The organism is Bradyrhizobium sp. 2TAF36, from assembly GCF_052114925.1.
Classification (GTDB): Bacteria; Pseudomonadota; Alphaproteobacteria; order Rhizobiales; family Xanthobacteraceae; genus Bradyrhizobium; species Bradyrhizobium barranii.
This window is the reverse complement of the sequence record NZ_JBFRFR010000007.1, coordinates 104,940-124,920: the sequence shown is the minus strand read 5'-3', so window position 1 is coordinate 124,920 and position 19,981 is coordinate 104,940. Positions and strand designations below refer to the sequence as shown.

Sequence of the window (19,981 nt, the reverse complement as noted above, 5' to 3'; positions counted from 1 at the left end):
CAGGAGCCTCTCGTAATGCCTATCTCCCGCCGCTCGCTCCTCAAGGCTGCCGCAACAGTGCCGGCGCTGTCGCTGCCGGGCATCGTCCGCGCCGAAACGCAGAGTACCTTGCGCTTCATTCCCGTCATCGACCTCGCCTTCGTCGACCCCATCTATTCGACCGCGCAGGTGTCGCGAAACCACGGCTTCATGGTCTACGATACGCTCTATGGCATGAGCTCCTCGCTGCAGGTCTCGCCGCAGATGCTGTCGGGCCACGCCATCTCCGCTGACTTGCTGCAATGGGACCTCAGCTTGCGCGACGGCCTGTTCTGGCACGATGGCGAACGTGTGCTGGCCCGCGACGGCGTCGCCAGCATCCGCCGCTGGGCCGCGCGCGACGGCTTTGGCGGTGAACTGCTGGAGGCGACCGCCGAGCTCTCGGCTGCCGACGACCGCACCATCCGTTTCCGTCTCAAGCGTCCGTTCCCGCTGCTGCCGCAGGCGCTCGGCAAGGCCGCGATCAATCCCYGCTTCATGATGCCGGAGCGGCTGGCGAGCCAGGACCCGTTCAAGCCGCTGACCGAGGTGATCGGCAGTGGCCCGTTCCGCTATCTCGCCGACGAGCGCGTGCAGGGCGCGCGCAACGCCTATGCCAAATTCGAGCGCTACCAGCCGCGCACCGACGGCAAGCCGGATTGGACCGCGGGACCGAAGATCGTGCACTACGATCGCGTGGTCTGGACCACGACGCCCGATGCCGGCACCGGCGTCGCCGCGCTCCAGACCGGCGAGCAGGACTGGCAGGAGACCACGCCGCACGATCTGCTGCCGATCATCAAGGCGGCCGGCGATATCGAGACGCGCATCCTTGACCCCAGAGGCTACGCCTGCATGCTGCGCCTCAATCATCTTCAGCCTCCGTTCGACAATCCTGCTGTTCGCCGCGCGCTGCTGGGTGCGATCGACCAGTCCGCGTTCATGACGGCCGTGGCCGGTACCGATCCGGCTTTCCAGGTCTCGCCGATCGGCTATTTCGCGCCGGATACCCCGATGGCGAGCGACGTCGGCCTCGACGTGTTCCGCGGTCCGCGCGACTACGCCAAGGTCAAGGCCGAGCTGAAGGCCGCGGGCTACAATGGCGAGAAGGTCGTGGTGCTGGTCCCCACCAACTCGCTGGCGCAAAAACCGCTCGGCGAGATCGCGGTCGACAGCTTGCGCAAGGCCGGCATGAACGTCGAATATGCCGGGCTCGATTTCGCCGTCGTGTTGCAGCGCCAGCTCAAGAAGGACCCGATCGGGCAGGGCGGCTGGAGTGCGGCGGTCGGCAACTGGCAGGGCATCGACTGGCTCAATCCGGCCGGCAACACCAACATCCGCGGCGAAGGCAAGGTCGCCGGCTGGTATGCGAGCGAGAGGATGGGGCCGTTGCGCAGCCAGTGGCTGGCGGCCTCCGAGCTTGCCGAGCAGCAGCGCATCTGCCGCGAGATCCAGGCGGTGGCGTTCGAGGAAATACCTTATATTCCGATCGGCCTGTACAAGCAGCCGACCGCCTATCGCAAAGCCATCACCGGCATTCTCGACGGCACCGCCGTCTTCTGGAACGTACGCCCCGCATGAGCACCACAGCAATCTTCGGCAGCTATCTACTGTCACGGAAAGACGGCGCGCAGGATGTGCTGCGCGACCATTGGGTTCTGGTCGAAGGCAAGAAGATCGCGGCAATCACCCGCGACAAGCCAAGCGCGGATCAGGTCTACGACCGGCCCGGCCGCTTCGTCTTGCCGGGCCTGCTCAATTTGCACAATCACTGCTTCTCTGAGGCCGTGGCGCGCAGCCATACCGAGGACGGCAACGGCCGCAAGAACAACCAGAGCATCGTCTATACGGTGCTCTTGCCGCTGACCAAGCGCGGTGCCGATATCCTGTCGGCGGAAGAGCGCCTCGCGGTCGCACGGCTCGGCATCCTCCAGCTCCTCAAGGGCGGCGCCACCACCGTGATGGAGCCGTTCCGGAATTCGATCCCCGAAATGTTCGATGCAGCCGAGGAGATGGGCATCCGCTTCTACGGCGCGCCCTATCTGTTCTCGACGTCCGACGCCAAGGCGGGCCCTGATGGCGTCGTGCAGTACTCCGGCGACGACGGCACCGCCGACATGGCAACGTGGGACGCGCTCTATCAGCGCTGGAACAATCGCGGCGACGGCCGCATCAGTCTTGCGATGAGCCCGCACGCCACCGACACCTGTGGTCCCGATCTGCTGAAAGCCTGCGCGGCGCGGGCGCGCGAGCTTGGCGTGCCCATCACGACGCACATGGCGCAGAGCCGTGCCGAGGTCGAGACCATCGGCAAGCGCTATGGCGGCCGCACGCCGGCGCAATATCTGGACTGGCTCGGCCTGCTGGCGCCGGACCTGATGGCGGCGCACTGCATGTTCAGCACCGACGACGATCTCAGGCTGATGGCCGCGCGCGGCATGACCGTGCTGAATTGCCCGCGCGTGTTCGCGCGCGCCGGCGTCACCGCGGCGTTCAGCCGCTTCGCCGAGCACGGCGTCCGCACCGTGGTCGGCACCGACGGCTACAACATGGATCTGCTGGGCGAACTCAATGCTGCGTCGCTGATCTCCAAGGTCACCTCGGCCCGCGCCGATGTCGCCAATTCGCCGGAACTGATCGAGGCCAACACGGCCGTGGCCGCCGACGTCATCAAGCGGCCTGATCTCGGCCGGATCGAGCCCGGCGCGACCGCCGATCTCACCGTCGTCGATTTCACCCATCCGCATCTTCAGCCGCTGTTCGATCCGCGCCGCGCGCTGATCGCGCTCGCCAACCGCGCCAACATCGATCAGGTCATGGTCGACGGCCGCATGCTGGTCGATGAGGGATGCTATCTCGGCGCCGACGAAACGGCGATCACGGCGGCAGGCTCCGCTGCGATCGGCAAGATCTGGGACCTGCCGGAGGCGCAGGCCGCGTTCAACGGCTGAGTGTTGCGTCGTCCTCGAATTCAACCAGCGCCTTGCGCATGGTCTCGACCAGATCGAGCGCCACGGGCGAGGGGCTGCGCTGCGCTGGAAAGACCGCGGAGAATTCGAAGTCGATACGCGGCAGGAAGCGGCGCACGACGACGCCGCGGGTGGAAAATTCCTGCGCGGTGAAGGGATCGCAGATCGCGACGCCAAGCCCTGATGACACCATGCCGCACATGATCTCCGACAGCGTGGTCTCGACCCTGAGCACGCGGCGGACGTCGTGGCGATGGAAGACCTGGTCGACGAGGTGACGGCTCGACGACCCCGCCGACAGCGAGACGAACGTCTCGCCCTCGAAATCGCGCGGCTCCAGAACTTGCTTCTCCGCGAGGCGATGACCGGTCGGCAGCACCGCGACGCGCGCCAACGCGGGCAGCCGCTGGCTCGGCAGGCCGGAATGGGCGATCGGCACCTCGGCAAAGCCGATGTCGCATTGATTGTTGAGCACCCAATCGACCACGATCGGCGAGATCACGCCGAAGAAGGCGAGGTTGAGGTTGGGCCGTTCTCTCAGGAAATGTCCGGCGAGCCGCGGCAGATAGCCGTTCGACAGCGCCGGCAGAGCTGCGATCCGCAGCGACCCGGTGCGACGGCCGCGGATTTCTTCCGCCGCCGCCGTGATGCGTTCGAGCCCGACGAAGGAGCGCTCCACTTCGGTATAGAGCGCCATCGCCGCGGCGGTCGGCACGAGGCCAGTGCCGCGCCGCTCGAACAGCTCCATTTTCAGGAGCGCCTGGAGGTCGCGCAGCAACCGGCTCACGGCCGGCTGCGTCACGGTCATCAGCGCTGCCGCCTCAGTCACGCTGCCGGTCAGCATCGTCGCGCGGAAGGCCTCCACCTGCCGCGAATTGATCCGCGCCATCCCAATTTCCATCCATAACATTTAGGCATGCAGAGGGTGCCATTATTCATTGGACGATGGAAGCCAGGGTTTGCGATCTTTTTCATCAGGACTGGAGACAGCCCGCTTTTTCGGCAGATTGGAGGGGTTCAAACCTCCAGATCGCGCCAAAACCTAGCGAACAGGGGCCGGAGCCCTGTCCGGAGAGGGTTGGCGCGGAAGGAAATGCGGAAGGCGCCTCGGTCAGAGATTTGTCGGCACGTCACCTCATTCCGATATTGGAGATCGGTCCATATGAAGACTCTCAGCCTTCTGACCGCGGTCAGCATCGCAGCGCTCATTGCTGTCCCGTCGGCCGCCTCGGCCCAGCAGAAAACGCTCTATGTCGCCGGTTACGGCGGCTCGTTCGAGAAGACCATCCGCGATGAGGTGATCCCGGCCTTCGAGAAGGAGAATGGCGTCAAGGTCGAGTACGTCGCCGGCAACTCCACCGACACGCTGGCCAAGCTCCAGGCGCAGAAGGGCAATCAGCAGATCGACGTCGCCATCGTCGACGACGGCCCGATGTACCAGGCGATCCAGCTCGGCTTCTGCGGCAAGCTCGAAGGCTTGCCGGCCGCCGATCTCTATGACACCGCCCGCTTCAAGGACGATCGCGCTGTTGCGATCGGCATCGTCGCGACCGGCCTGATGTACAACACCAAGGTGTTCGCCGAGAAAGGCTGGGCGCCGCCGACCTCGTGGAACGATCTCAAGGACACGAAATACGCCAAGCAGCTCGTGATCCCGCCGATCAACAACACCTACGGCCTCGAAGCGCTGGTGATGCTGTCGAAGATGAACGGCGGCGGCGAGACCAACGTCGATTCCGGCTTCAAGATCTTCAAGGAGCAGATCAATCCGAACGTGCTCGCCTATGAGCCGTCGCCGGGCAAGATGACCGAGCTGTTCCAATCCGGCCAGGCCGTGATCGCGGTGTGGGGCACCGGCCGCGTGCAGAGCTTCGCCAACACCGGCTTCCCCGTCGACTTCGTCTATCCGAAGGAAGGCGCGGCGACGCTGCTGACGACGGCGTGTCCGATCACCAAGCCGAATGCCTCGCCGCTGGCCTCAAACTTCGTCAAGATGCTGCTCGACCCAAAAATCCAGCTCGTGATGCTGAAGGACTACGGCTACGGCCCGGTGCTGAAATCACTGGTGGTACCGCCGGAGCTCGGCAAGATGGCGCCGATCGGCGAGCGCGCGGCAAAGCTCTATAATCCCGACTGGACGGTCATCAACGAGAAGCGCGAGGAGTGGACCAAGCGCTGGAATCGCGAGGTCGAGCGTTGATCTGATCGTTCGTAGCGGAGACAGCGCATGGCCTATCTCGAGCTCGATCGGGTCGCAAAACAGTTCGGCGCGCAGACTGTGGTCGATGACTTCAGCCTGTCGGTGGGGAAGGGGGAGTTCATCTCCTTCCTCGGCCCGTCCGGCTGCGGCAAAACCACGACCCTGCAGATGATCGCGGGCTTCCTCGATCCCACACGCGGCGCGATCCGCCTGGAGGGCAAGGACCTGACCGCGATCCATCCCGCGAAGCGCGGGCTCGGCATCGTGTTCCAGAGCTACGCGCTGTTTCCGCACATGACGGCGGCGGAGAACGTCGCGTTCGGCCTCGAGATGCGCAACGTGCCGCGCGCCGAAAGAGCCGAGCGCGTCCGCGCCGCGCTCGCGATGGTCGGGCTTGCCGGCTACGAGGACCGCCATCCGCGCCGCATGTCCGGCGGTCAGCAGCAGCGCGTGGCCCTGGCGCGCGCGCTGGTGATCAAGCCGAGCGTGCTCTTGCTCGACGAGCCGCTGTCCAATCTCGACGCCAAGCTGCGCGAGGAGATGCAGATCGAGCTGCGCCAGATCCAGCGCACCATCGGCACCACCACGATCCTCGTCACCCACGACCAGAACGAGGCGATGTCGCTGTCCGACCGCATCGTGGTGATGAGCCAGGGCCGCATCGAGCAGATCGGCTCGCCGCAGGAGACCTATGAGAAGCCGGCCTCGGCCTTCGTCTCGCAGTTCCTCGGCAAGACCAACGACTTTGCGGCGACGATTGATCGGACCGCGACGCCGGTGCGGCTGGTGGCTGGCTCCTGGAACGCGCCGGCGCCGGCCGGGCTCAGTGGCCCTGTCACTGTCAGCATTCGCCCCGAACGGATCGGCTTTGGCGATACGGGGCTCGGCGCAAAGATCGTCACGCGTATCTTCCAGGGCAATCACTGGCTGTTCCAGTGCGACAGCGAATGCGGGCCGGCGATCGTGATCCGCCAGAATGACGGGACGGCGCCGCCGGCTGAAGGCGAGGCGGTTCGCCTCGTCTGGCGGCCCGAGGACATGAGCGTGCGCGCGAGGGCAGGCGCATGAGCACGGCCGCCGAGGAGCGCAGCGCGCGTGCGCCGTGGGCGCTGACCGCGCCCGCCTTGATGCTGTTCGTGGGCGTGCTGCTGATTCCGCTGGCGATGACGGTGATGCTGTCGTTCCACGACTGGGGCCAGTACAAGGGCATCGAGCCGGTCTTCATCCTGAAGAACTGGCACGAGATCGCGACCGATCCCTATTACGCAGAAATGTTCTGGCGGACGTTTCGCATCGCGATCCTGACAACGCTGCTCACCGCGTTGCTCGGCGCCCCCGAAGCCTACATCCTCAACCGCATGAGCGGCCGCTGGAAGAGCTTTTTCCTGCTGATCATCCTCGGGCCGCTCTTGATCTCCGTGGTGGCGCGGACGCTTGGCTGGGCGCTGCTGTTCGGCGGCAACAACGGCCTCGTCAACAAGCTCCTGATGTCGCTCGGAGTGATCCGCTCGCCCATTCCCTTCATGTTCACCGAGACAGGGATGGTGGTTGCGCTCGCCCATGTGATGATGCCGTTCATGGTGCTGTCGGTGTGGGCCGCGCTCCAGCGGCTCAACCCGCAGATCGAGAACGCCGCGATGTCGCTCGGCGCGGGACCCGTGACCATCATCCGCCGCATCATCATGCCGCAGATCATGCCGGGCGTGCTGTCGGGCGCGATCATCGTGTTCTCGCTCTCCGCCAGTGCCTTCGCGACGCCCGCGATCATCGGCGGCCGTCGGCTCAAGGTCGCGGCGACCCTGGCCTATGACGAATTCCTCAACACGCTGAACTGGCCGCTCGGTGCAGCGGTCGCAACCCTGCTGCTGGTTGCGCTGGTGCTGATCGTCGTCGGCAGCAACGCGCTGATCGAGCGCCGCTACGCGGAGGTGTTCCGATGAGCCGGAACGGCCCGCTCGCGCTGATCTTCCACACCATCTTCGTCATCGTCATGGTCGCGCCGATCCTGGTGGTATGCCTCGTTGCTTTCACGCCCGAAGGCTTCCTGTCGCTGCCGACCAACGGCTTTTCGCTGCGCTGGTTCAGGGCGATCGCCAACTATCCCGAGTTCATCCATGCCTTCTGGGTCAGCCTGGGGCTCGGTGCGCTCTCATCCTTCGTGGCGCTGCTGTTCGCGGTGCCGGCAGCGCTGGCGATCGCGCGTTATCGCTTCCGCGGCCGCGATGCGCTCGCGGCGCTGTTCCTGTCGCCGCTGATGATCCCGCATGTCGTGCTCGGCATCGCCTTCCTGCGCTTCTTCACCTCGGCCGGCCTCGGCGGCAGCTTTGCCGCGCTGATCATCGCRCATGTCATCATCGTGTTTCCGTTCGCGCTGCGGCTGACGCTGGCGGCGGYGACCGGCATGGACCTCTCGGTCGAGATGGCGGCAGTCTCGCTCGGCGCCAACGGCTGGACCTTGTTTCGCCGCGTGACGCTGCCGCTGATCCTGCCCGGCGTCATCAGCGGTTGGGCGCTCGCCTTCATCCAGTCCTTCGACGATCTCACCATGACCGTCTTCCTCGCGGCGCCCGGCACGGAGACATTGCCGGTGCGCATGTTCCTTTATATCCAGGACAACATCGATCCGCTGGTGACGTCGGTCTCGGCCTGCGTGATCGCGATCACCATGACCGCCCTCATTCTGCTCGACCGCTTCTACGGGCTCGACCGCGTGCTCGCCGGCAAGGGCGATACGGGACGATAGGAGAAATTTATGTCAGGAGACTACGACGTCGCTGTGGTCGGYGGCGGACTGCTCGGCTCCGCCATTGCCTGGGGCCTCGGCCGGCTCGGCAAGCGCGTGGCCGTGCTCGACGAAGGCGACATCACCAAGCGCGCCTCGCGTGCGAATTTTGCGCTGGTCTGGGTCCAGAGCAAGGGCCTCGGCATGCCCGCCTATACCGTCTGGACCGTGCAGGCGTCACAAGCGTGGAGCCGGCTTGCCTCCGAGTTGAAACAACAGACCGGCCTCGATGTCTCGCTTCAGCAGAATGGTGGCTTCCATCTCACCCTCGGCGACGACGAATTCGGCCAACGTACCGAGCTGGTCAAGCGCATGCACAACCAGACCGGCGCTGCCGATTACAAGATGGAGATGCTCTCCGCCTCCGAGGTGAAGAAGTCGCTGCCGTTGATCGGGCCGGAAGTGTCCGGCGGCAGCTATTGTCCGCTCGACGGCCACGTCAATTCGCTGCGGACCTTCCGTGCCTTCCACACCGGCTTCAAGGCATTCGGCATCGACTATTTTCCGGAGCGCCCGGTCTCGGCGATCAGCAAGAGCGGTGGCGAATTCCACCTGACCACGCCGAAGGGCGAACTGCGCGCCGCCAAGATCGTGCTCGCGGCCGGCAATGCCAACCAGACGCTGGCACCGATGGTCGGCCTCCACGCGCCGATGGGCCCGACCCGCGGCCAGATCGTGGTGACCGAGCGCACCATGCCGTTCCTGCCGCACCCGCTGACCACGATCCGCCAGACCGACGAGGGCACCGTGATGATCGGCGACAGCAAGGAGGACGAGCTCGACGATCGCACCCTGAAGCATTCCGTCAGCGCCGTGATGGCCGATCGCGCGCAAAGGATGTTTCCGCATCTGGCGCGGCTCAACGTGGTCAGGAGCTGGGCCGGCATCCGCGTCATGCCGCAGGACGGCTTTCCGATCTACGACCAGTCGGAGACGCATCCCGGCGCCTTCGTGGCCTGTTGCCATTCCGGCGTGACGCTCGCCTCCAACCACGCTTTCGAGATCGCGCGCATGGTCGCAGCTGGCGCGCTCGAGCCGGAGCTGGTCGGCGCGTTCTCGGCCAGCCGTTTCGGCGCCGCCGGTGCTGCGAACAACAGCGGCTATTAGAGATATCTCAAGGAGCCAAGAGGCATCCCATGTTTAGACGATCCGAACAGGACAAGCGACCGCAGGTCCAGATCTTCGTGGATGGCACGGCCATCGCGGCGCGTCAGGGGGACACCGTCTCCGCCGCACTGCTGGCCTCCGGCTGTGATGCGCGCCGTTCGACCGCAGTGAGCGGCGCGCCGCGTCTGCCCTATTGCATGATGGGGGTGTGCTTCGACTGCCTCGTCACCATCGACGGCGTCGGTAACCGCCAGGGCTGCCTGGTGCCCGTCGCCGAGGGCATGCAGATCGAGATTCAGAAGGGCAAGCGGGAGATCGGAAAATGACTGTGGCTCCCAAGCGCGAAGCTTATGACGTCGTGGTGATCGGGGCCGGGCCCGCCGGCCTCGCGGCCGCTGCGACGTCCGCCGAAGCCGGCCTGTCGACGCTGCTGCTCGACGAGAACATCGGCCCCGGCGGCCAGGTGTTTCGCGCCATCTCGTCCACGCCCGTGACCGACCGCAACCAGCTTGGCGCCGACTATTGGGTCGGTGCCGATCTCGTTCAGTCGCTCCGCGCGAGCCGCGCCGAGATTATCCACCGCGCCACCGTCTGGAGCCTCGACCGTAACCTCGAGATCGCCGTCTCGATCGGCGGTGCATCCGCTTTCCTCAAGGCGCAGCGCGTGATCCTTGCGACCGGCGCGCTGGAGCGGCCGTTCCCGATTCCCGGCTGGACCTTGCCGGGCGTGATGACCGCGGGCGCGGCGCAGACGATGTTGAAATCATCGGCGCTGGTGCCGGACGGACGCACGGTGATCGCGGGGCAGGGGCCTCTGCTCTGGCTGCTCGCCGCGCAGATTTTGCGCCTCGGCGGCCGCATCGATCGCATCCTCGACACCACCGAGCGAGGCAACTACTTCGCCGCGTTGCCGCATGCCTTCGCCTTCCTGACCTCGCCCTATTTCACCAAGGGCCTGTCGATGATGCGCGAGGTGAAGGCGAAGGTGCAGGTCGTCTCAGGTGTGACCGAGCTCTCGGCATCCGGTGATGGCCAGCTCGCGAATGTGAGCTATGTCGCCGGCGGCAAGCGCGAGACGATTCCGGCGGACCTGTTGCTGCTGCATCAGGGCGTCGTGCCCAACGTCAATCTGGCGATGTCGGCCGGAATCGAGCATCGCTGGGATGATCTGCAATTGTGCTGGTCGCCGGTGTTAGACGCGAGCGGCAATTCGTCGGTCGCGGGCATCGCGATCGCTGGTGACGGCGCCGTCATCGGCGGTGCCAATGCGGCTGTGGTCCGTGGCCGCATCGCGGCGCGCGCGGCGGTGGAGGCATTGGCGCCTGCGGTTGTGACAAAACTTGCGCCGATGGCGACGCTCCGCGCCGATCTCGCCAAGGCCGAGCGCGGCCGCGTCTTCCTCGACATGCTGTTCCGCCCCGCGCCGCAGTTCCGCATTCCCTCGGGCGACACCATCGTCTGCCGCTGCGAGGAAGTCACCGCGAAGGACATTCTCGATGCCGTCGCCATTGGCGCGACTGGCCCGAACCAGCTCAAGGCCTATCGCCGCACCGGCATGGGGCCGTGCCAGGGCCGGCTCTGCGGCCTCACGGTCACCGAGTTGATGGCGCAGGCGCGGGGCAAGACGGCACAGGAGATCGGCTATTACCGGCTGCGCGCGCCGGTCAAGCCGATCACGCTCGCCGAGCTCGCCTCCGTCCCGAAGAGCGAGGCCGACGTCAAGGCGGTGGTGCGCGGATGACCCAAAACGTGGATGCGATCGTCGTCGGCGGCGGCATCCACGGATGCTCGACCGCGCTGCATCTGTGCCTCGCCGGCATGAAGCCGGTGCTGATCGAGAAAGACTACGCCGGCCGCCATGCTTCCGGCGTCAATGCCGGCGGCGTCCGCCAGCTCGCGCGCCACATCCCGGAAATCCCGCTCTCGATCCGCTCGATGGGGATCTGGGAGAAGATCACCGATCTCCTCGACGACGATTGCAGCTTTGAGAGTTACGGTCAGGTTCTCGTCGCGGAGAACGAGGAGGAGCTCGCGGTCTGCCGCGCGCGGGTCGCCGAGCTGAACGCGCTTGGCTTCACCCATGAAGAGCTGATCGACGCGACTGAATTGCGGCGGCTGGTGCCGGCCGTGGCTGAGACATGTCCGGGCGGCGTGGTGTCGCGCCGCGATGGGGCCGCCAATCCGGCGCAGACAACGACGGCGTTCCGGCGCAAGGCCGAGCAGCTCGGCGCGACCGTGCGCGAGGGCATGGCGGCCAGCAACATCCGTCAGAGCGGCGGCCTCTGGCACGTCGATGTCGGCACTGAAACCTTTGCCGCGCCGGTGCTCGTCAATGCCGCCGGCGCCTGGGCCGGAAACATTGCGGCCGCACTCGGCGAGCCCGTTCCGGTCGAGACCGTGGCGCCGATGCTGATGATCACCTCGCGCGTGCCGCACTTCATCGACCCCGTCGTGATCCTGCGCGGGCGCAAACTGTCCTTCAAGCAATTCTCCAACGGCACCGTGCTGATTGGCGGCGGCCATCTGGCGACGCCCTATCAGGATCGCAACGAGACCGTGCTGGACTGGAAGAGCCTCGCGATCAGCGCGCGCACCGTGTTCGAGCTGTTCCCGGTGATGCGCAGCGCGACGATCGTCCGCGCCTGGGCCGGCATCGAGGCGAAGATGAAGGACGATATCCCCGTGTTCGGACCAAGCAGCCGCCACAAGGGCCTCTATCATCAGTTCGGCTTCTCGCTGCACGGTTTTCAGCTCGGCCCCGGCGCCGGTGCCGTGATGGCCGAGTTGATCGTCAATGGCGGCACCCAGACCCGAATCGGCGATCTCGGCATCGGCCGTTTCCATCCTTCCACGCTCTAAGAAGAGGACATCATGAGCATCACCCGCAGCATCCGCACGCCCATCATGCACCGCGCCGTCGAGGCCAACGGCTTCGTCTTCATCGGCGGTACCATCGCCGACGACACTTCCGTGTCCATGGGCGACCAGACCCGCAACATCCTCGGCAAGATCGCCGGCTATCTGAAGGAAGCCGGCACCGACAGGTCGCGCGTCGTCAGCACCTCGATCTTCGTCACGGATCTTTCCAAGAAGAAGGAGATGGACGCGGTCTGGACCGAATTCTTCGGTGACAACCTACCGACGCGCGCCACGGTCGGCGTTGCCGATCTCGGCGGCGGTGCATTGATCGAGGTGGTGGTCACTGCGCTCAAGGGCTGATTGCGCTCTTCTCACGGGCCCGTGAAGAGAGCCGTCGATCCGAACATGACGAAGATGTAATGGTCTGGATTAGCTGCGGCGCTTTGACGCGCCGCAGTTTCCGTTTATCAGTAGGGGACTCGGCTGGAATGCCCAATGTCCTCGCAGAATAATAACAACAAGCTCGCGATCAAATTTCGCTGCCCCGGAGAACTCGAAGGCCTGCTGCCGCAGCCGGTGCCGGCGAATCTCGGCGTTCCCGACTGGCTCAAGGCGATGCCGACCACGGCCTTCAGTGCCCTCAATCAGCAGGATGACGAGACGGTTAAGCGCTGCCCGCCGTTCATCGACGCGATGACATGCGGTTTCCTGATCCCGCTAATCTGCGATATCAGGGTCGAGGATGGCGAGATCAGCTGGGACAACGACATCCCGCCCGGCGGTGAGATCGATTTTCCGCGCTCGCCGATCAGCTTTCACGATCAGGGCCAGCTCACCGGCTCGCCGCTGTTCGAGGCCGATCGCTTCGTCATCAAGTTTCACAATCTCTGGACCATCGAGGCGCCGGAAGGCTATTCGCTGTTCTTCACCCATCCGGTCAATCGCTTCGACCTGCCGTTCATCACGCTGAGCGGCCTCGTCGATTGCGATCGCTATCGCGACAGCTGGATCCACTTTCCGGCGCATTGGCACAATACGGGCTTTCGCGGCGTGCTGCCCAAGGGCACACCGATCGCGCAATGCATTCCGGTCAAGCGTGAGGATTGGACGCGGCAGACCTCGGCCTTCACCGAGGATGAAGCGCAGAAGGTCCACGCCCTGCGCGCCGCGCTGAAGCGCGAGCCGGGTCTGTACCGGCGGAAATTCAGGGCGTAGCCCGCTCGGGCCTGGCTCCCAGGAATTTCGCCGCGGCGCTCGGGCGGAAGAAGAAGCGGCCGTGCGACGAGGCGGCGAGTGTGAGGGCGGCGCGGCTGAGCATCTGCGGCCGTCCGCCATACACGGACCGCAGCGCCGCCTCGCCGCCATCGCGTTCGCCCATCTCCATCAGGCAGATCGCGAGATTGGCGCGGGAGAGAGCGTCGTCCGGGCGAAGCCCGAGCGCGTGACGGTAGGTGTCGGCGGCCTCCGCATAGGCGCCGTCGAGAAGCTCGGCCCAGCCAAGTTCGGTCAGGATATCGGTGCGTCCCGGCCCGATCGCGCGCGCCGCGGTCAGCACGGTACGCGCTTTGGCGCGATTGTTATTCCGGACATGCATGCGGCCAAGGTCGAGTTGCAGATCGACGCTGGCCGGGGCGAGCGCGAGGGCTTGCTCGATCATCCCGACCGCCTCGCCAACCTCGCCGGCGTTCGCAAGCTGGCCCGCCAGCTCCTGGAACGCGAGCAGATAGGGCGGACGGCGCGCTGTGGTTCGCCGCAGTTGCGCCAGTCCATCGCTTCTGCGCCGCGCGGCACACAGCACATGGCCGAGCAGCGTCTCGATTTCGGGATCGCTATTGCGCTTCGCGGCTTTCTCCAGCGGCGCAATCGCCTCCTCCGCACGCTCCTGGCCGAGCAGGGCATGGGCGAGGATCAGCACGGCATTCCGGTCGGTGCGATTTGATTTCAGGGCTTCGGTCGCAAGCTGCCTTGCAATGTCGAACTGCTTTGCACGTAGCGCCAGAAAGGCTTGCTGAAGCAGTTGGGCGAGGGGGCTATTCGGCTTGCCGCTCAAGAGATGGCCTCTTGGTTGAGACACGTTGTTTTTTGCCCCTTACCGCATGCCCCATGCAGCGTCCATCAACAGCTTCGTGATGCTTTGCTGATTGGCGCGGACGCGTCGCACGGAATGCGCCTTGATCTCGGCGCCCGGCGGGATTATCAGCGAGACATCAATCAGGAGTTTCGCATCCATGGATTTCACCCCGACCGCAACGCCCATCCGCCTTGCTCACGGGGAATTCCATGCCTGCATCGATCATTCTGTCGAACCTCTCGCTGTCCACGCCTGACGGCCGTCCTCTCCTTTCCGACCTCAACCTGACATTTGGTGCCGAACGGGCTGGTCTCGTCGGCCGCAACGGCGTCGGCAAGACAACGCTGCTTGCTGCGATCACCGGAGAGCACATTCCCCAAGCGGGACGCGTTCTCGTGAGCGGAACCGTGGGAATGCTCCGCCAGGACGTCCAGCTTCCTGCGGGCGCCGCGGTGATCGATCTGTTCGGCGCGCGCGCAGCGCTGGAGCTGCTTCGCCGTGCCGAGCGGGGCGATGCATTCGCCGACGAAGTCACCGACGTCGACTGGACGCTTGAAGCGCGGCTTGCGTCCGCGCTCGCGCGTGTCGGGTTCGATCCTGATACCGACACGGAGCTGGATCGTTTGTCGGGCGGGCAGATCACGCGGATCCGTCTGGCCGCGCTGGTCTTCGCCGAGCCGGACTTCCTGCTGCTCGATGAGCCCACCAACAATCTCGATCGGGATGGACGTAAGTCAGTGGTCGACCTGCTCGCAGGCTGGCGGGGCGGGGCGATCGTCGTCAGTCACGACCGCGACCTGCTCGAGACCATGGATGCCATCGTCGAGATGACATCGCTCGGGGCAAGACGGTACGGCGGCAATTGGAGCAGTTACCGCGAGCAGAAGGCCATCGAGCTCGCCGCCGTCAGGCACGACCTTGCGCATGCCGAGAAGCATCTCGCCGAGATCGACGGCAAGGCGCAGGAGGCGGCGGAACGCAAGGCGCGCAAGGACAGCGGCGGCAGGAAGAAGCGCGCCAAGGGCGACATGCCGCGCATTCTCGCCGGTGCACGCAAGGACCGCAGCGAGGACAGCGGCGGAAAGACCGCGCAGATCGCCGAGCGGCGGCGCGCGGAGGCGATCGAGGCCGTCGACACGGCTCGCCGGCGCGTCGAGATTCGCCAGCCGCTGTCGGTCAAGCTGCCCCCGACCGGCCTGCCGGCGGGCAGGGAGGTGGTATGGCTCGATCGCGTCAACGCCGGCTATCAGCCGGAGCAGCCGGTCCTGCGCGATCTCTCACTCACGCTCGTCGGCCCGGAGCGCGTCGGGGTCGTCGGGCCGAATGGTTCCGGCAAGACAACGTTGCTCAAGCTCGTCACAGGCGAGTTGCGCCCGTTCGCGGGCACCGTGCGGGTCAGGCCGGACTTCGCGCTGTTCGACCAGAAGGTCAGCCTGCTCGATCCCGCGATCTCCATCCTGGACAATTTCGGGCGTCTCAATCCGAAAGCGAGCGCGAACGAGTGCCATGCTGCTCTGGCCCGGTTCGCGTTTCGCGCCGATGCCGCCTCGCAGATCGTGGGGAGCCTGAGTGGCGGACAGCTGTTTCGTGCGGGCCTCGCCTGCGTTCTAGGCGGGTCGACGCCGCCGTCCCTGCTCATCCTGGACGAGCCGACCAATCACCTCGACATCGACTCGATCGAAGCCGTCGAGGCAGGCTTGAGGGCCTATGACGGCGCGCTGCTCGTGGTCAGTCACGACGAGGCGTTCCTGCAGGCGATCGAGATCGCGCGCAGGGTCGAGCTGGTCGCCAACGCGACTCTCTGAGGCTCTACCGGCTGCGTGGCGCGGCCTACGAGGCCGCGCTGCCGCCCGGTTCCAGCGCCTCGCCCATCTCCAGCGGATGAGCCATGGTCTCGTGCAGAGCCTCGCGATCGAGCTCGCCTTCGGAGATGCTGATGACGACGCAGGCGATACCGTTGCCGATCAGGTTGGTCAGCGCGCGGCACTCGCTCATGAACTTGTCGATCCCGACCAGGATCGCGATCGACTGGATCGGGATGTCGGGAACGATCGAGAGCGTCGCGGCAAGCGTGATGAACCCGGCGCCGGTCACGCCCGAGGCGCCCTTCGAGGTGATCATGGCGATGCCGAGAATGCCGAGCTCCTGCCAGATCGTCAGATGGGTGTTGGTCGCCTGCGCGAGGAACAGCGTCGCCAGCGTCATGTAGATGTTGGTGCCGTCGAGGTTGAAGCTGTAGCCGGTCGGAATGACGAGGCCGACCACCGAGCGCGAGGCGCCGAGATGCTCCATCTTCTGGATCATCTGCGGCAGCACCGTTTCCGACGAGGAGGTGCCGAGCACGATCAAGAGTTCGTCCTTGATGTAGGCGATGAAGCGCAGGATCGAGAAGCCGGAGAGCCGCGCGATCGAGCCCAGCACGATCAACACGAACAGGATGCTGGTGAGATAGAACGTGCCGATCAGGGCCGCGAGGTTGAGCAGCGAGCCGAGGCCGTAGGCGCCGACGGTGAACGCCATCGCGCCGAACGCGCCGATCGGCGCCACGCGCACGATGATGCGGATGATGCCGAAGAACATTTTCGCGGCCTTGTCGATCGCCTCCGCGATCGGCTCGCCGGCCTTGCCGAGGAAGGCGATGGCGAAGCCCGACAGGATCGAGATCAGCAGCACCTGAAGCAGGTCGCCGCGCGCGATCGCGCCCACATAGCTGTCGGGAATGATCGCCATCAGATGGGCGACGATGCCTTCCTCCTTGGCCTTGGTGACGTAGGTCGCGACCGACTTCGGATCGATCGTGGCGGGATCGATGTTGAAGCCGTGCCCGGGCTGGAGAATCTCGCCGACGAGCAGGCCGATGGCGAGCGCGACGGTCGAGACCGTCTCGAAATAGATCAGCGACTTCAGCCCGACCCGGCCGACGCGCTTGAGGTCGCCCATCGAGGAAATGCCGTGCACCACGGTGCAGAAGATCACAGGCGCGATCATCATCTTGATCAGCGCGATGAAGCCGTCGCCGAGCGGCTTCAGCTCCTTGCCGAGATCAGGATAGAAATAGCCGATGAGCACCCCGAGTGCGATCGCGATCAGGACCTGGATGTAGAGGATCTTGTACCAGGGCTGATGCCGGCGATGGACGGCTGGCTGGATCGCGACTTGTGTCATAGTGTGTGCCCCGGAACGCATTGATTTTGATCCTGCAAGATCTGGATTTTGCAAGCTTTGAATCTTGCATGACTCGCATCATGTGATGGTCTCCGCAGAAGCGACAATCACATTTTTGTCGGATCGCACGAAGATCAGTCGCTGCACCGCAACGGGGGGAATATGACAACCACGATGGGCTCGGACGCGCAGCCGCAGAGCTATTTTCCGCGCTGGAAATTCAAGGCCTCGGGCGTGATCATGCCGGAGGAACGGCTGTCATGGGGCCAGACCGTCGTCTCCGGTCTCCAGCATTGCGTCGCAATGTCGGGCTCGACGATCATCGCGCCGTTGCTGATGGGGTTCGATCCCAATGTTGCGGTCCTGTTCTCCGGCATCGGCACGCTGATCTTCTTCGTCATCGTCGCCGGGCGCGTGCCGAGCTATCTCGGCTCGAGCTTCGCGTTCATCGCCGTCGTCATCGCCGCCACCGGCTATGCCGGGCAGGGGCCGAATCCAAATCTCTCCGTCGCGCTCGGCGGCATCGTTGGCGCCGGCGTGCTCTACGGCGTGATCGCGCTGATCGTGATGTGGTCCGGCGTTGGCTGGGTCGAGCGCCTGATGCCGCCGGCCGTCACCGGGGCCGTGGTCGCCGCGATCGGCCTCAATCTCGCGCCCGTGGCGGTCAAGGCGGTGAGCGTCAACGCGTTCGACACCTGGATCGGGCTCGCGACGGTTCTGATCATCGGCGTGGTGGCCGTTGCCGCTCCAGGCCTGTGGCGCCGCCTGCCGATCATCCTCGGTGCGATCGGCGGATATCTCCTGTACCTGCTGTTCGCGAACGGCCTCGGCTTCGGCAAGCCGATCGACTTCGCGCAGCTCGCGGCCGCGCCGTGGTTGGGCATGCCAAGCTTTACCACGCCGACCTTCCAGGCCGATGCAATCTTTCTGATCGCGCCGGTTGCGGTCATCCTCGTCGCCGAGAACCTCGGTCACATCAAGGCCGTCGGCGCGATGACGGGCCGGAGCCTCGATGGCTATCTCGGCCGCGCCCTGTTCGCCGACAGCCTCGCGACCATCGTGGCGGCCTGCGGCGGCGGCACCGGCGTCACCACCTATGCCGAGAACATCGGCGTCATGGCGGCGACGAAGGTCTATTCGACACTGTTGTTTGCATTCGCGGCCACGGTCTCGATCCTGCTCGGCTTCTCGCCGAAGTTCGGCGCACTGATCCTGTCGATTCCCGGCCCCGTCATCGGCGGCCTCTCGATCGTGCTGTTCGGATTGATCGCCGCGATGGCCGGACGGATCTGGGTCGAGAACAAGGTGGATTTCGCCAATCCTGCGAACCTGATCACCGTCGCCGTGGCGCTGACCGCGGGCGCCGGCGACCTCACGTTCAAATTCGGCGCGTTTACGATCGGCGGGATCGGCACGGCGACCTTCGGCGCCATCATTCTCTACCAGATCCTGACCTCGCCGCTCGCGCGCCGCGCCGGGTGAATCCCTGCGATGCGCAAGCGGGATGGAACAAAACGCCGGTTCCGTCCATGATGAAGCATCCCCGGAGAAAGCTCATGCCGCAGACCGATCGCTCGACCCCGTTTTCCTCCCGCCTCGTCGGCCAATACGCGCTGGTGACCGGTGCCTCGCAAGGCATCGGCCGCGCCATCGCCATTCGGCTCGCGCAGGAGGGCGCGACCGTCGCCATCAACTATGTCGATCACCCCGAGAGGGCCGAGGAGACGCTCGCGCTCGCAAGGACAGGATCGGCTGACCGCGGCCACGGCAAGCTCGATCATGTCGTCGTCAGGGCCGATGTCAGCAATGAGCAGGAGGTCGCCGCGATGTTCGAGACAGTGCTTTCGCGCTGGAAGCGGCTCGACTGTCTCGTCAACAATGCCGGCTTCCAGCGGGAGTCGCCGAGCGAGGCGCTCGACATCGACACCTACCGCCGCATCATCGACGTCAATCTCAACGGCGCCGTGGTCTGCGCGCAGAAGGCGCTTGCCCATTTCGTCGCGCGCGGCGGAGGCGGCAGCATCATCAACTGCTCCAGCGTCCACCAGATCATCCCGAAGCCGGGCTATCTCGCCTATTCGATCAGCAAGGGCGGCATCGCCAATCTGACGCGCACGCTGGCGCTGGAATTCGCCGGCCGCGGCATTCGCGTCAATGCGGTCGGCCCGGGCGCGATCGACACGCCGATCAACGCGGCCTGGACCGGTGATCCCGTCAAGCGCGGCGTCGTCACCAGCCACATTCCGCTGGGACGGGTCGGCACGCCGGAAGAGATCGCCGCCGTGTTCGCCTTCCTCGCCTCGGATGACGCCAGCTACATCACGGGCCAGACCATTTACGCCTGCGGAGGCCTGACGCTGTTCCCCGAGTTTCGCGAGAACTGGGCGAGCTAGAAACGTGGGTTCACGACCGAAGCCACGAACTCATCACCCCGTGCCGACCGCCTCAAAAATCTCCCGCGAGCAGGTCGTAGGAGCCCCGGCTGCCGCGGACATACTTTTTGGCCGCAGCGGCACATATCAAGTCGCGGTTGGAATCGAACGCGATCAGAAATCCCGATTCGCTGGAATGGGTACCCGGTTGAATCCGCTTCAATGCGTCTTCGTCGATGAAGAACGAGGCCTCGATGGCGCTGTCGTGTCCCCAGAACCGCACGGCATGCCGCGTCCGGTCATACGAGCGGCTGTGATTTGGAAAGTCGATCATGGTCAGGCCGATCAGGTTGCAGGTGCCGCGCGCCAGCCTTTCGCCGTTTGAGTCGGGGCTCGCCGGGTGGCCGACGCTCGGCCCGCGTACGTCAGGAACACGGA

Annotated in this window: 20 protein-coding genes; 15 read left to right on the top strand and 5 right to left on the bottom strand. The window is 65.4% G+C overall.

Annotated elements, in window-relative coordinates; all coding sequences use genetic code 11:
• Nucleotides 1-15 precede the first annotated feature (15 nt).
• A complete protein-coding gene (locus AB4Z51_RS05560; protein WP_441497145.1) occupies nucleotides 16-1,599 on the top strand; it encodes an ABC transporter substrate-binding protein in 1,584 nt (527 codons plus the stop codon).
• On the top strand, nucleotides 1,596-2,969 hold the full coding sequence (locus tag AB4Z51_RS05555) for an amidohydrolase family protein (protein WP_441497144.1): 1,374 nt from the start codon (nucleotides 1,596-1,598) through the stop codon (nucleotides 2,967-2,969). The genes AB4Z51_RS05560 and AB4Z51_RS05555 overlap by 4 nt, the downstream gene beginning before the upstream one ends.
• Here AB4Z51_RS05555 and AB4Z51_RS05550 read toward each other — a convergent pair.
• Nucleotides 2,959-3,876 carry a LysR substrate-binding domain-containing protein gene (locus AB4Z51_RS05550; RefSeq protein WP_441497143.1) on the bottom strand — a complete coding sequence of 306 codons (918 nt, stop codon included), beginning with the start codon at nucleotides 3,874-3,876 and terminating at the stop codon, nucleotides 2,959-2,961. The two genes, AB4Z51_RS05555 and AB4Z51_RS05550, sit on opposite strands and share 11 nt — an antisense overlap.
• Before the next feature lie 273 nt (nucleotides 3,877-4,149).
• Between AB4Z51_RS05550 and AB4Z51_RS05545 the strand changes: the two genes are divergently transcribed.
• From AB4Z51_RS05545 to AB4Z51_RS05500, 10 genes are all read left to right on the top strand, one after another.
• Nucleotides 4,150-5,187 (top strand): ABC transporter substrate-binding protein, encoded by a 1,038-nt coding sequence (locus AB4Z51_RS05545; protein ID WP_063981054.1) that lies wholly within the window; start codon nucleotides 4,150-4,152, stop codon nucleotides 5,185-5,187.
• Nucleotides 5,188-5,214: 27 nt separating this feature from the next.
• Nucleotides 5,215-6,255, top strand: coding sequence for an ABC transporter ATP-binding protein (locus AB4Z51_RS05540; RefSeq protein ID WP_441497142.1), 1,041 nt, complete (start codon nucleotides 5,215-5,217; stop codon nucleotides 6,253-6,255).
• Entirely contained in the window at nucleotides 6,252-7,127 is an 876-nt protein-coding gene (locus AB4Z51_RS05535; RefSeq protein ID WP_028151448.1) for an ABC transporter permease, read from the top strand. The genes AB4Z51_RS05540 and AB4Z51_RS05535 overlap by 4 nt, the downstream gene beginning before the upstream one ends.
• Nucleotides 7,124-7,930, top strand: a complete 807-nt coding sequence (locus tag AB4Z51_RS05530; RefSeq protein ID WP_441497141.1) for an ABC transporter permease — start codon at nucleotides 7,124-7,126, stop codon at nucleotides 7,928-7,930. Before AB4Z51_RS05535 ends, AB4Z51_RS05530 begins: the two co-directional genes overlap by 4 nt.
• Before the next feature lie 9 nt (nucleotides 7,931-7,939).
• Nucleotides 7,940-9,076, top strand: coding sequence for an NAD(P)/FAD-dependent oxidoreductase (locus AB4Z51_RS05525; RefSeq protein WP_441497140.1), 1,137 nt, complete (start codon nucleotides 7,940-7,942; stop codon nucleotides 9,074-9,076).
• 29 nt (nucleotides 9,077-9,105) lie between these two features.
• Nucleotides 9,106-9,402, top strand: coding sequence for a (2Fe-2S)-binding protein (locus tag AB4Z51_RS05520; protein ID WP_063981059.1), 297 nt, complete (start codon nucleotides 9,106-9,108; stop codon nucleotides 9,400-9,402).
• The gene (locus AB4Z51_RS05515; protein WP_441497139.1) at nucleotides 9,399-10,817 is read left to right on the top strand and encodes an NAD(P)/FAD-dependent oxidoreductase; all 1,419 of its coding nucleotides are present in this window, start codon (nucleotides 9,399-9,401) and stop codon (nucleotides 10,815-10,817) included. Before AB4Z51_RS05520 ends, AB4Z51_RS05515 begins: the two co-directional genes overlap by 4 nt.
• Complete coding sequence (locus tag AB4Z51_RS05510) at nucleotides 10,814-11,935, top strand: NAD(P)/FAD-dependent oxidoreductase (protein WP_135214738.1); 1,122 nt, start codon at nucleotides 10,814-10,816, stop codon at nucleotides 11,933-11,935. The genes AB4Z51_RS05515 and AB4Z51_RS05510 overlap by 4 nt, the downstream gene beginning before the upstream one ends.
• A gap of 12 nt (nucleotides 11,936-11,947) precedes the next feature.
• Nucleotides 11,948-12,295: a RidA family protein gene (locus AB4Z51_RS05505; RefSeq protein WP_135214739.1), complete on the top strand. Its 348-nt coding sequence runs from the start codon at nucleotides 11,948-11,950 to the stop codon at nucleotides 12,293-12,295.
• A gap of 135 nt (nucleotides 12,296-12,430) precedes the next feature.
• A complete protein-coding gene (locus AB4Z51_RS05500; RefSeq protein ID WP_063981063.1) occupies nucleotides 12,431-13,150 on the top strand; it encodes a hypothetical protein in 720 nt (239 codons plus the stop codon).
• On the opposite strand, the gene AB4Z51_RS05495 is transcribed toward AB4Z51_RS05500, so the two are convergent.
• Nucleotides 13,140-13,985, bottom strand: a complete 846-nt coding sequence (locus AB4Z51_RS05495; RefSeq protein ID WP_441497138.1) for a tetratricopeptide repeat protein — start codon at nucleotides 13,983-13,985, stop codon at nucleotides 13,140-13,142. The two genes, AB4Z51_RS05500 and AB4Z51_RS05495, sit on opposite strands and share 11 nt — an antisense overlap.
• Before the next feature lie 39 nt (nucleotides 13,986-14,024).
• Nucleotides 14,025-14,192: a hypothetical protein gene (locus AB4Z51_RS05490; RefSeq protein ID WP_155257924.1), complete on the bottom strand. Its 168-nt coding sequence runs from the start codon at nucleotides 14,190-14,192 to the stop codon at nucleotides 14,025-14,027.
• A 23-nt stretch (nucleotides 14,193-14,215) separates the two neighbouring features.
• Between AB4Z51_RS05490 and AB4Z51_RS05485 the strand changes: the two genes are divergently transcribed.
• Nucleotides 14,216-15,811, top strand: coding sequence for an ABC-F family ATP-binding cassette domain-containing protein (locus AB4Z51_RS05485; protein WP_135214741.1), 1,596 nt, complete (start codon nucleotides 14,216-14,218; stop codon nucleotides 15,809-15,811).
• A 25-nt stretch (nucleotides 15,812-15,836) separates the two neighbouring features.
• Here the strand turns inward: AB4Z51_RS05485 and AB4Z51_RS05480 are convergent, their stop codons facing one another.
• Nucleotides 15,837-17,171 (bottom strand): dicarboxylate/amino acid:cation symporter, encoded by a 1,335-nt coding sequence (locus AB4Z51_RS05480; RefSeq protein WP_071909716.1) that lies wholly within the window; start codon nucleotides 17,169-17,171, stop codon nucleotides 15,837-15,839.
• A gap of 162 nt (nucleotides 17,172-17,333) precedes the next feature.
• Here AB4Z51_RS05480 and AB4Z51_RS05475 point away from each other — a divergent pair, with 162 nt between their 5' ends.
• Together AB4Z51_RS05475 and AB4Z51_RS05470 are read left to right on the top strand one after the other, a co-directional pair.
• Nucleotides 17,334-18,653, top strand: a complete 1,320-nt coding sequence (locus AB4Z51_RS05475) for a solute carrier family 23 protein (protein WP_135214742.1) — start codon at nucleotides 17,334-17,336, stop codon at nucleotides 18,651-18,653.
• 74 nt (nucleotides 18,654-18,727) lie between these two features.
• On the top strand, nucleotides 18,728-19,564 hold the full coding sequence (locus AB4Z51_RS05470) for an SDR family oxidoreductase (protein ID WP_135214743.1): 837 nt from the start codon (nucleotides 18,728-18,730) through the stop codon (nucleotides 19,562-19,564).
• Between the two features lie 52 nt (nucleotides 19,565-19,616).
• On the opposite strand, the gene AB4Z51_RS05465 is transcribed toward AB4Z51_RS05470, so the two are convergent.
• A complete protein-coding gene (locus AB4Z51_RS05465) occupies nucleotides 19,617-19,877 on the bottom strand; it encodes a DUF1488 domain-containing protein (protein WP_085401819.1) in 261 nt (86 codons plus the stop codon).
• Nucleotides 19,878-19,981 lie beyond the last annotated feature (104 nt).